The sequence below is a fragment of the Streptomyces sp. NRRL S-350 genome (assembly GCF_000719705.1).
Taxonomy (GTDB): Bacteria; Actinomycetota; Actinomycetes; order Streptomycetales; family Streptomycetaceae; genus Kitasatospora.
The window spans coordinates 205,997-217,123 of sequence record NZ_JOHO01000008.1; the positions used below are offsets into that span (position 1 = coordinate 205,997).

Here is an 11,127-nt window from a genome sequence, read left to right on the forward strand (position 1 = left end):
ATGGCCGCCAAGGACGACGACCGGTCGACCCCGCCGCCGCTGCCGCAGCCGCTGGCAGTGGCGGTGGCCGACTCGCACACCCACCTCGACATGCAGTCCGGCACCCCGGCGGAGGGCCTGGCCCGGGCCGCCTCCGTCGGCGTCACCACGGTGGTCCAGGTGGGCTGCGACGTACCCGGCTCACGCTGGGCCGCCGACCTGGCCGCCCAGTACGAACAGGTCCACGCGGCCGTCGCCCTGCACCCCAACGAGGCGCCGCGGATCTTCCTCGGCGACGCCGACGGCTGGTCCGGCCGACAGCGCGAGGCCGGCGGCGCCGCGGCGCTCGACGAGGCGCTCGCCGAGATCGACCGGCTCGCCGCCCTGCCGCAGGTCCGCGCCGTCGGCGAGACCGGGCTGGACTACTTCCGCACCGGGCCGGAAGGCGTCGAGATCCAGAAGGAGTCGTTCCGCCGCCACATCGAGATGGCCAAACGGCACGGCAAGGCCCTGGTCATCCACGACCGCGACGCCCACGAGGACGTCATCGCCGTCCTCCTGGCGGAAGGCGCCCCGGAACGGACCGTCTTCCACTGCTACTCCGGCGACGCCGAGATGGCCAAGACCTGCGCCGAGCACGGCTGGTACCTCTCCTTCGCCGGGCCGGTCACCTTCAAGGCCAACCAGCCGCTGCGGGACGCCCTGCTGGCCACCCCGCTCGACCGGATCCTGGTCGAGACCGACGCGCCCTTCCTCACCCCGCACCCCTACCGCGGCCGGCCCAACGCCCCGTACCTGATCCCGGTCACGGTGCGCTCGATGGCCGCGACGCTGGGACTGCGCGAGGAGGAGCTGTCGGCGGCCATCGCCGAGAACACGGCCCGGGCGTTCGGCTACTGACCCGGCCGACCCGGGTTCGCCCGGGTTGGCCGAGCTGACCGGGTTGGCCGGGCTGACCTGGTGCGCGGGTGTCCCGTCCGGATCGGCGCGTCCGGACGGCACCCCCCGCGCCCGTATCCTTGGCCCGTGAGCACCACCGACCCCACCCCTGACAGCCACCTGCTGGGCGCCGCCGACATCCGGGAACTGGCGGCCGCGTTCGGCGTGAAGCCGACCAAGCAGCGCGGACAGAACTTCGTCATCGACGGCAACACCGTGCGGCGGATCGTCCGGGCCGCCGGGGTGACGGAGCAGGACGCCGTCGTGGAGGTCGGGCCCGGTCTCGGCTCGCTGACGCTCGCGCTGCTGGAATCGGCGCGGCACGTGACGGCGGTCGAGATCGACCCGGTGCTGGCCCAGCACCTGCCGGACACCGTCGCCGCCCGGATGCCGAACCGCGTCGACTCCTTCGACCTGGTGTTCAGCGACGCCATGGAGGTCACCGAACTGCCCGGGCCGGCGCCCACCGCGCTGGTCGCCAACCTCCCGTACAACGTGGCCGTGCCCGTCCTGCTGCACATGCTGGCGACCTTCCCCAGCATCGAGCGGACCCTGGTGATGGTGCAGAGCGAGGTCGCCGACCGGCTCGCCGCCAAGCCGGGCAACAAGGTGTACGGCGTCCCGTCGGTCAAGGCCAACTGGTACGCCGACGTCAAGCGGGCCGGTGCCATCGGGCGCAACGTGTTCTGGCCCGCCCCCAACGTCGACTCCGGGCTGGTCTCGCTGATCCGCCGCGAGCCGCCCAGGACCAGCGCCAGCCGCACGGAGGTCTTCGCCGTGGTCGACGCCGCGTTCGCCCAGCGGCGCAAGACCCTGCGCGCCGCACTCGCCGGCTGGGCCGGCTCCGCCGCCGGCGCAGAGCAGGCGCTCGCGGCCGCCGGGATCGACCACAAGCTGCGCGGCGAGATGCTGACCGTGGAGCAATTCGCCCGGATCGCCGAGCACAAGCCCGCGGGCCCCGGGCGCGAGCCTGCGCTCGCCGAGTCCGAGGCCGTCGGGGCCGGGGCCGTCGAGGCCGGGACCGTCGGGCCCGGGACCGCGGAAGCCGGGACCGCTGAGGCCGGAACCGCCGAGAACCAGCCCGTGAAGGACACCGAGTGATCACCGTACGGGTGCCGGCCAAGGTCAACGTCCAGCTGGGGGTCGGCGGGCTTCGCGCCGACGGCTTCCACGACCTGGCCAACGTCTTCTTCGCCGTCGCCCTCGGCGACGAGGTCACCGCCACCCCGGGCGAAGGCGTCACCCTGACCTGCTCCGGGCCCGACGCCGCCGTCGTCCCACTGGACGACACCAACCTCGCCGCCCGCGCCGCCCGACTGCTCGCCGCCCACCACGGCCTCGCCGACCCGGGCGTACACCTGCACATCGCCAAGGCCATCCCGGTGGCCGGCGGCATGGCCGGCGGCAGCGCCGACGGCGCTGCCGCGCTCGTCGCCTGCGACGCCCTGTGGCAGCTGGACACCCCGTTCGAGACGCTGCTGCGACTCGCCGCCGAACTCGGGTCGGACGTACCGTTCGCCCTGCTCGGCGGCGTCGCACTGGGCCGCGGCCGGGGCGAGATCCTGGAACCGCTGACCGTCGAGGGCACCTTCCACTGGGTCTTCGCGGTCGCCGACGGCGGCCTGTCCACCCCCGCCGTCTTCCGCGAGTGCGACCGGCTACGCGAGGAGGCCGGCACCGGCTCCAGCGACGCCCAGGTGCCCACCCCCGACGCCGACCCGGCGCTGCTCGCCGCCCTCGCCGAAGGCGACGCCGTCGCCCTGGCCGCCGCGCTCGCCAACGACCTCCAGGCCGCCGCGCTCTCGCTGCGCCCCTCGCTCGCCGCCACCCTGCGGGCCGGCACCGAGGCGGGCGCGCTCGGGGCACTGGTCTCCGGATCCGGGCCGACCTGCGCCTTCCTCACCAAGGACGCCGAAGCGGCCGCCGCCGTCGCCCAGGCACTGCGGGCCTCCGGCACCTGCCGCACGGCGCACGCCACGCACGGGCCGGTGCCCGGGGCGGCGGTGCTCGCGACGGCGGCGCCCGAGGCGGCGGTGCTCGGGACGACGGTGCTCGGGACGATGGGGCCCGAGGCGGGGCACGGGACGACGGGGCCCGAGGCGGGGCACGGGACGGCCGCACCCGGGGCCTGACCCCGGCGGAAAGGACCGCCGCCCTCGGCGGCCGAGTCCCGCGGCCGGGCGCACTAGGCTGAGGAGGTCGGGGCCTTCCCCGCCGACCGCCGAACCCAGGAGCGCAGCACACGTGGCCGTCAACCTCGCCACCATCGAGTCCGTCACGAAGGTCTACGGCACCCGGGCCCTTCTCGACGGAGTCAGCCTCGGCGTCAGTGAGGGGGACCGGATCGGCGTCGTCGGCCGCAACGGCGACGGCAAGACCACCCTGATCCGGATGCTCGCCAAGCTGGAGGAACCGGACGGCGGCCGGATCACCCACGCCGGCGGCGTGGAGATGGCCGTGCTCACCCAGCACGACTCGCTCGACCCGACGGCCACCATCCGGCACGAGGTGATCGCCGGCCGCGCCGACCACGAATGGCTCGGCGACGCCCGCATCCGCGACATCATCGAAGGCCTCTTCGGCGGCCTGGACCTGCCCGGTTTCGCCGACGGCCTGGACACCGTCATCGGCCCGCTCTCCGGTGGCGAGCGCCGCCGGATCGCCCTCGCCAAGCTGCTCCTCGGCTCGCCCGACCTGATCGTCCTCGACGAGCCCACCAACCACCTCGACGTCGAGGGCATCGCCTGGCTCGCCCAGCACCTCCAGAACCGCCGCTCCGCGCTTGTCTGCGTCACCCACGACCGCTGGTTCCTCGACCAGGTCTGCACCCGGATGTGGGACGTCCAGCACGGCTCCGTGCACGAGTACGAAGGCGGCTACTCCGACTACGTCTTCGCCCGCGCCGAACGCTCCCGGATCGAGGCCACCGAGGAGCAGAAGCGCCAGAACCTCGCCCGCAAGGAACTCGCCTGGCTGCGCCGCGGCGCCCCCGCCCGCACCTCCAAGCCGCGCTACCGGATCGAGGCCGCCAACGCGCTGATCGCCGACGTGCCCGAGCCGCGCGACGCGTCCGAGCTGATGAAGTTCGCCAACGCCCGGCTCGGGAAGACCGTCTTCGACCTGGAGGGCGTGACCATCAAGGCCGGCCCGAAGCTGCTGCTGGAGAACCTCACCTGGCAGCTCGGCCCCGGCGACCGGATCGGCCTCCTCGGCGTCAACGGCGCCGGCAAGACCTCCCTCCTGCGCGCCCTGCGCGACGCGTACGCCTCCGAAGGCGACGTGCAGCCCGCCTCCGGCGTCATCAAGGTCGGCAAGACCGTGCGGCTCGCCTACCTGTCGCAGGAAGTCGCCGAACTCGACCCGGCCACCCGGGTCCTCCAGGCCGTCGAACAGGTCCGCGGGCGGGTCGACCTCGGCAAGGGCCGGGAGATGAGCGCCGGCCAGCTGTGCGAGCAGTTCGGCTTCGGCAAGGACAAGCAGTGGACGCCGGTCGGCGACCTGTCCGGTGGCGAGCGCCGCCGCCTCCAGCTGCTGCGCCTGCTGATGGACGAGCCCAACGTGCTGTTCCTGGACGAGCCGACCAACGACCTTGACATCGAGACGCTCAACCAGCTGGAAGACCTGCTCGACGGCTGGCCCGGCTCCATGATCGTCATCAGCCACGACCGCTTCTTCATCGAGCGCACCACGGACACCGTCCACGCGCTGCTCGGCGACAAGAAGATGCGGATGCTGCCGAACGGCGTCGACGAGTACCTGGAGCGACGGGCCCGGATGGCCGCCCAGGCCGCCGCCGCGCCCGTCGCCGCCGCTGCTGCGGCCGCCCCGGCCACCGACGCCGGCGCCGCGCTGTCCGGCGGGGACCTGCGGGCGGCGAAGAAGGAAATGCAGAAGCTGGAGCGGCAGATCGCCAAGCTGGACGAGAAGGAGTCCAAGCTGCACTCCCAACTCGCCGAACACGCCGCCGACTTCTCCAAGGTCGCGGAGCTGGACGCGCAGCTGCGCGCGGTCCGGGAGGAGAAGGAGGAGCTGGAGATGAGCTGGCTGGAGCTGGCCGAACAGGTCTGACCGCCCGACCGACGGCCCGCGGGCTACCGCCCGGCCAGCAGCGCTTCGAGTTCGTCCGCCGCACGGCCCAGCGCGCTCCGCGCCGGGTCGTGCGGCACGCTCGGATCGGACGGCGGGGCGCCTGACGGACCGGGCGGGGCTGCGCCCGACGGACCGGACGGCGGGCGGTGCGCGCGGGCCGCGGCCGTCAGCTCGTCCAACGCGCGGCGGACCCGGTCGACCTCGGCGGGGTCCGGCACCCGGCCGCCGAACCGGAGCTGCGCCGCGAACGCCGCCACCGCGCCCCCCAGCCGCTCCAACGCCGCCGTCGCCGGCAGCCACCGCTCCGCCAGCCGACCGGTCGGCGGCGGCTCGGCCAACCCCTGCCGCACCTCCTGCCGGGCATCCGCCAGCGACCGGTAGGCCGTACGGCGCAGCCACACCTCGGCCCCGTCCACGCTCCCCCCGGTGACCGCGTCGAGATAGGCCCGCAGCGCCGTCGCCGCCTCGACCACCCGGGGCTCGATCCGGTGCCGCGGGCGCTCCGGCCACAGCAGGTACCCGAAGACCAGCACGATCGCACTGGCCAGCACGGTGTCCAGGACCCGGGGCCAGAACTGTGCCGCGCTGCTCTGCCCGCCGAGCTGGATCAGGACCAACGCCATCGGCGTCATCGCCACCGTGTTCAGCCCGTAGTGCGCCGCCGTCGCGTACGGCAGCAAGGACACACACAGCGCGGCGATCGCGGCCAACGCCCACTCGTCCGTGGTCAGCGCGACCAGCGCCGCCGTCACAGCCACCCCCAGCACCGTGCCGATCGAACGGCTCACCGCCCGCAGGAACACCGAGCCGAGATCCGGCTTGAGCACGAACGCGATCGTCATCGGCACCCAGTAGCCCCTGCTGAGCGGATAGTTGGCGGTGACCACCGAGCCCGCCGCGATGCACAGCGCCACCCGCGCCCCGTACCGGACCGAACCCCGGGACAGCAGCCGCACCCGCAGCCGCCACGGATCCGGCGGAGGCGCCGGCGCGACGCCGGGCGGGCCGCCCCGGCCCGCCACCGCATCGGCAGCGGCCCGCAGCGCCACGTCCAGAGCCTGCCGCGACGGCGTGTCCGGCCCCCAGCCAGGGACGACGACCTCACCGCCCCCCGACCGCACCGCCGCCGCCAGCCGAACCGGCACCCCCGCCACCTCGGGCGGCACCGGACGCCGGGCCCACAGCAGACCCGTCGCCGCCTCCGTCGCGGCGAGAGCCGCCTCGTACATCCGGCCCGTACCGGAGCCCCGGCCGGGCAGCAGATCCTGCAGCTGGTTCAGACGGGCCGTCAACACCTGACGTGAAGCCGCGGCCCGCGCAGTACCCAGATCGGCGAGAGTACGGCCGAGCGCCTCGTACACGATCGCGAGCGCCCGGACACGCGGATCGGCCCCAGGCCGGCCCGGCACCCCCGCGAACAAACCCAGCACCACCACGAACACGGCACCCGCGACCATCATCGGCGCCGCCGCCCACCACGGATCCGGCAACGGCATCCCGCCGCCCAACGCCGCCGACACCAACAACAGCATCCCCGCCGCCGAACCGCGCGGACCCGTCGCACTCAAAGCACCGGACACGAAAGCCGTGAGCGTCAGCGCCACCCCCAGCACCACGCCATCCGCGTCCGCCCGCTGGAGCGCCGAACCGACCACCATGCCGAGCGCGGACGCCAGCACGGCCCACCCGATCCGAGCCAGCCGCAACCACGACGGCTCGACACGGTCATTCATCGTCGCGTGCATCGCACCGAGCCCCGCGAACACCCCCAGATCCAACCGGTGCGCCAGCAGCCCGGCCCCCAGCGGCACCGCCATCCCCACCGCGGCCCGAACCATCAACGCCACCGGCAACGGCACCCGCACCGGCCGCGCGGCACGCGCCCACCACGGCGTGGGGTCCAGGGAACTCATGCGATCACGTCCGTTCTGCGGCCTGGAGTCGCTGCTGTGCGACATTGCGCGGCAGATGGGGGCGTACCGGTCAGTCTACCCAGCGGCGCCGGGGGGACACTGTACGTGTCAAGTTCGTACCGATCGCGCACGGGCGGGCCAAGGTCCCTGCCGGTCCGACAGAGGCGGTGGCTACCATGGCGGAGGCGAAAACCGCCCCCAGGGCGGCCCGTTCGCCGACCAGGACGGTACGACGACGGCACGAACCAGAAGTTGACGGAGTATTGCGGCGCGGAGCCCACCCGGACGCCCCGGGCGCGGGCCCGCCGTACGGGGGAGAGGTGAACTGCTGTGGCAGATGACGGCAAGCCGGGGACAACGACGAACCCGACGACGCCTGCGGGCCCTGGCGGCCCTGCGGGGACCAGCCCGGGGGCTTCGACAGCCGACGTCAAACCGTACGTGCTGCCCCCCAGCCCCGGGACCTACGGGCCCTTCGTCAGCGAGGCGCAGACGTACGGCGACGCCAACGCCCTGGTCGCCGCCTTCGGCAAGCAGAACGTGAAGGTCGAGCTGGACACGCTCACCGAGTTCGCGAAGAAGGTCGACGCCCTGCTGCAGGTCATGGAGGGCTCGGCGGCGGCCCCGTACAAGATCCAGGAACAGAAGCTCACCGCAAAGAGCTTCGCCAGTGCGCAGTTCGCGGAGGCCACGGCGCTGACGACCGCCTACGAGAAGGTGCACGCCCAGCTCGTCCAACTGCACAAGGACTTCGCGGCCCAGATCCAGTCGATGCAGACGGCCGTTTCGCAGACGGCGAACAACTACGCGGCCAACGAGGACCAGACGACGGCCGCGCAGAACACGGTCGCCAAGACCGCGGATACCACCACGCCGACGTCAGGGTCGGACAACACCAAGTACTGATGGTCGCCTGGGGAGAGTCCTACGGGGAAACGGGGAGCAAGTAGTGTCAGGCGGAACGAACTTCGAAAGCATCGACCACGCCCACCTGCGGAAGATGGTGGACAGCACGGACCCCGCGACGGTCCTCAGCCGCGGCACCCAACTGCAGGCCGCCGGCCAGGTGCTGAAGGAGCTGAGCACGGCGCTCAAGGCGCACGTCGGCGGAGTCACCTGGGAAGGCCCGGCAGCCGAGAACTTCAAGACCTGGGCCACCAACCTGCAGCAGTCGGCACAGATCATCAGCGACCACGCCACGACCGCCGGCAATGCCATGCACCAGGCCGGGGAGGCGCTCAGCACCGCCAAGTCCGCCGTGCCTGAGCCGCCGCAGACGGAGATCGACGCGGTCGCCAAGCGCAACTCGCAGACGGTCTACATGCCGTCGAGCGTGCAACTCGCCGTCGGCCAGACCGTCGACGACTACATGGCCTCCGTCAACAAGAACTGGGTCACCGCCACCCAGGCCGCGCAGGCCCAGGCGACCGTCGAGAAGGAACACCAGGAAGCCGTCCTCCAGATGGAGAAGCTCGCGCAGGCGTACGGCGCGGCCACGACGACGCTGAACGGGATCCCTTCCGATGTGGTGCTGCCGGGGACGCCTGACGAGCGTGGCAACAAGGGGGGCTCCGACGAATACACCGGGAGCGGCGGTTCTGGTGGCGGTTACGGCGGTTCCGTTCGCAGCCCGCGCTCGAGTGGCGGCAGCGTCGGTGGAGGGTACAACCCGTCCGGCGGAGGCGGCGGTTCGGTGACGCCTTCCAACCCTGGATCGGGATCCACTGGATCGTCCGGCCCGGGTCACACCACCCCGACGCCCCCGCACGGCGGTGGCCAGGTGCCGCCGTCGCCGCAGGACCCGGGCACCTCGGTCCCGCCGTCCCACCCGTCGGACCCGGTCAACCGCCCGGGCACCGGGCTCGACAGTGTGCCCACCCTCCCGACCCAGACGAGTCCGTCCGGCCCCGGTGGTGGCCCGCTGCCGACGGACGGGCCGATCACGGTACCCGTCCACCCGAGCGGGCCCAACGGCCCCGGCGGCGGCCCCGGCTTCCCCGGCGGCCCGGTGCCCGGCTTCCCCGGTGGACCGGGTGGTGGTTCGGCGCAGACCAAGGGTGGCGGTTCGCTCCAGGCCAAGGGCGGCGGCAGCGAGTACCTGCTCGGCAAGGGCGGCAGTGTCAACGCCCGCACGCCGTTCGGCGGCCAGACTCCGGGGAAGAACGGTACGCCCGGTCTTCCGACCGGGACGGTCTTCGGCGGACGCGAGGCGGGGCCCGGCGGCGGCCGGGTCGGCGGGCCCAACGGCATGGGCATGCAGCCCGGCATGGGTGGCCATGGCGGTGGCGGTGTCGTCGGTTCGGGCGGCGGCTCGCGCGGCCGGGGCCTGGCCTCCACGCCCGGCGGCGCGGTCGGTGGCCGCAAGGGACCGACCGCCGGCGGGGAGTTCACCCCCGGCGGCACGGGCCTGCGCAACCGTGCGGCCGCGGCGGAAGCAGCCGAGGGCGGTGCCCGGTCGGGGCAGAACGGCATGATGGCCCCCGGCGGGGCGGGCCACCGAGGCCGCAACGAGCGCGACCGCCGCAAGCGGGCCGACTACCTGCACGAGGACGAGGAGACCTGGACCAGCGGTACGCCGCACAGCAATCCGGACGTGATTGAGTAGGACGGCAACGACTGCCCGGCCACTGGGCTTCCCCGGTGGCCGGGCAGTCACGTTCGGAGCACTGGTCTTACCGACGGGGACACTGACGAGGAGCTGTGATGGGGCGGACGAAGTCGCGGGGACGTAGGCAGCGGTTCGCTGCGGCGCTCATGACTGCGGGATTTCTGGTAGGCCCGGCCGTATGGCCCGCAGCCGCAGCCGACTCGATCCGCGATGATCAATGGCATCTCGAGGCCATGCACGCAGCGGAGATGTGGAAGGTCACCCAAGGGCAGGGCATCACGGTTGCGGTCATCGACGGTGGCTTCAAGCTGGACCACCCCGACCTGGTGGGGCAGTTTCTGCCGGGCAAGGACTTCAGCGGAAGCCAGGGCGGGGTCGGCTCCTATGCCGATGAGCACGGTACGCAGATGGTCGGGCTGATCGCAGGAACGGGCAAGGCCAATGGGGGGAAGGGTGCCTACGGCTTGGCGCCCGGGGTGAAGGTCCTTCCCCTGAAGATCAACAATGGTTCGGTCGGATCTCTTGTCTCGACCGACTTCTTGGACCAGATCGGCCAGGCTGTGACCTTTGCGGTCGACCAGGGGGCCAAGGTCATCAGCATTTCGCAGGGCATCAACTCCGTGACGGCCTTCCCTGCGGACGTGGCAAAGCTGAACAGGATCCTTGCGGCGGCTAGGGCGAAAGGCGTATTGACCCTTGCCGCTGTGGGGAACGAGGCGCAGTCGGGCAACCCCGTCGACTATCCCGGAGCCCTTCCCAACGTCGTAGGTGTCGGGGCGGTCGACCAGAACGGGACCGTGACGGACGAGTCCGAGCGCGGGCCTCAGGTGGCGCTTGTCGCCCCGGGCAAGGACACGATCGCGGCTTGCACGGCCCCCTCGGGTTACTGCAAGGGGCATGGCACCTCTGATGCGACAGCACTGGCTTCCGCGTCGGCCGCACTGGTCTGGTCGGTGCATCCGGAGTGGACGGCGAATCAGGTGCTGCGGGTGCTCATCAACACTGCGGGCAGGTCGAATGGTGGAGACAGCCGCACGGATGGCGCCGGGTGGGGTGCCGTGCGGCCGCGTATTGCGCTGACGGACCCCGGTGACCCGGGCCCGGCGAACGTGTCGCCTCTCCCGGCTGACGCAGCTTCGCCGGCGGAGTCGGTGAGTGCGACCGCTTCCCCATCATCGCCGTCGAGCCCGAGCGTGACGGCCGGGAGCGCACCGACCTCGCAGCCGAAGGCGGATGCGGCGTCCGGGTCGGGCAGCGCGCTTCCGGTCGTGGGTGCCGTGGTGGCCGGGTTGGTGTTGGTGGCCGGCGTGTTGTTCGCCGTGGTGCGGCGGCGGAAGTCCGCCGGACAGCAGCCCGGTGTCCAGGTGCCGCCGATGCCGCATCAGCAGCCGATGGGGGCGGTGCCGCCGCCGCCGTCGTCGTTCCAGCCGCCGGTGCCGCCGGAGGACAACCCGTACGCGCGGTAGCCGGTCGGTGGGTGACGCCCGAGGGGGCGCCAGGGGAGACCTGGTGCCCCCTCGGGCGTTTGTCGGTTCCTGCCGGGGCGGTGCAGGCGCCCGGTTGGCGGGGCGCGGTGGGGGCGGGGCGGGGCACGGCGCC

At 72.9% G+C, this 11,127-nt stretch carries 8 protein-coding genes; 7 read left to right on the forward strand and 1 reads right to left on the reverse strand.

Annotation, left to right across the window (positions count from 1 at the left end):
* The 4 genes from IF30_RS0110990 to IF30_RS0111005 all read left to right on the forward strand — a co-directional run bounded on the left by IF30_RS0110990 (nt 1) and on the right by IF30_RS0111005 (nt 4,986).
* A complete protein-coding gene (locus tag IF30_RS0110990) occupies nt 1–879 on the forward strand; it encodes a TatD family hydrolase (protein ID WP_030235546.1) in 879 nt (292 codons plus the stop codon).
* Nucleotides 880–1,005: 126 nt separating this feature from the next.
* The gene (rsmA, locus tag IF30_RS0110995) at nt 1,006–2,019 is read left to right on the forward strand and encodes a 16S rRNA (adenine(1518)-N(6)/adenine(1519)-N(6))-dimethyltransferase RsmA (RefSeq protein ID WP_078891300.1); all 1,014 of its coding nucleotides are present in this window, start codon (nt 1,006–1,008) and stop codon (nt 2,017–2,019) included.
* The gene (locus IF30_RS0111000) at nt 2,016–3,050 is read left to right on the forward strand and encodes a 4-(cytidine 5'-diphospho)-2-C-methyl-D-erythritol kinase (protein WP_078891301.1); all 1,035 of its coding nucleotides are present in this window, start codon (nt 2,016–2,018) and stop codon (nt 3,048–3,050) included. Before rsmA ends, IF30_RS0111000 begins: the two co-directional genes overlap by 4 nt.
* Before the next feature lie 112 nt (nt 3,051–3,162).
* Nucleotides 3,163–4,986 carry an ABC-F family ATP-binding cassette domain-containing protein gene (locus IF30_RS0111005; protein ID WP_030235556.1) on the forward strand — a complete coding sequence of 608 codons (1,824 nt, stop codon included), beginning with the start codon at nt 3,163–3,165 and terminating at the stop codon, nt 4,984–4,986.
* A gap of 23 nt (nt 4,987–5,009) precedes the next feature.
* On the opposite strand, the gene IF30_RS0111010 is transcribed toward IF30_RS0111005, so the two are convergent.
* Nucleotides 5,010–6,920 (reverse strand): FUSC family protein, encoded by a 1,911-nt coding sequence (locus tag IF30_RS0111010; protein ID WP_030235559.1) that lies wholly within the window; start codon nt 6,918–6,920, stop codon nt 5,010–5,012.
* Between the two features lie 441 nt (nt 6,921–7,361).
* Here IF30_RS0111010 and IF30_RS43420 point away from each other — a divergent pair, with 441 nt between their 5' ends.
* The 3 genes from IF30_RS43420 to IF30_RS0111025 all read left to right on the forward strand — a co-directional run bounded on the left by IF30_RS43420 (nt 7,362) and on the right by IF30_RS0111025 (nt 10,994).
* A complete protein-coding gene (locus tag IF30_RS43420) occupies nt 7,362–7,826 on the forward strand; it encodes a hypothetical protein (RefSeq protein WP_051709828.1) in 465 nt (154 codons plus the stop codon).
* Between the two features lie 43 nt (nt 7,827–7,869).
* Nucleotides 7,870–9,525 (forward strand): WXG100 family type VII secretion target, encoded by a 1,656-nt coding sequence (locus IF30_RS0111020; RefSeq protein WP_030235563.1) that lies wholly within the window; start codon nt 7,870–7,872, stop codon nt 9,523–9,525.
* Nucleotides 9,526–9,674: 149 nt separating this feature from the next.
* Nucleotides 9,675–10,994, forward strand: coding sequence for a S8 family serine peptidase (locus IF30_RS0111025; protein WP_234322664.1), 1,320 nt, complete (start codon nt 9,675–9,677; stop codon nt 10,992–10,994).
* Nucleotides 10,995–11,127 lie beyond the last annotated feature (133 nt).

Coding starts and splice junctions, on each gene's coding strand:
- IF30_RS0110990 (WP_030235546.1), top strand. CDS start 1: ATGGCCGCCAAGGACGACGACCGGTCGACCCCGCCGCCGCTGCCGCAG.
- IF30_RS0111010 (WP_030235559.1), bottom strand. CDS start 6,920: ATGAGTTCCCTGGACCCCACGCCGTGGTGGGCGCGTGCCGCGCGGCCG.
- IF30_RS0111025 (WP_234322664.1), top strand. CDS start 9,675: ATGACTGCGGGATTTCTGGTAGGCCCGGCCGTATGGCCCGCAGCCGCA.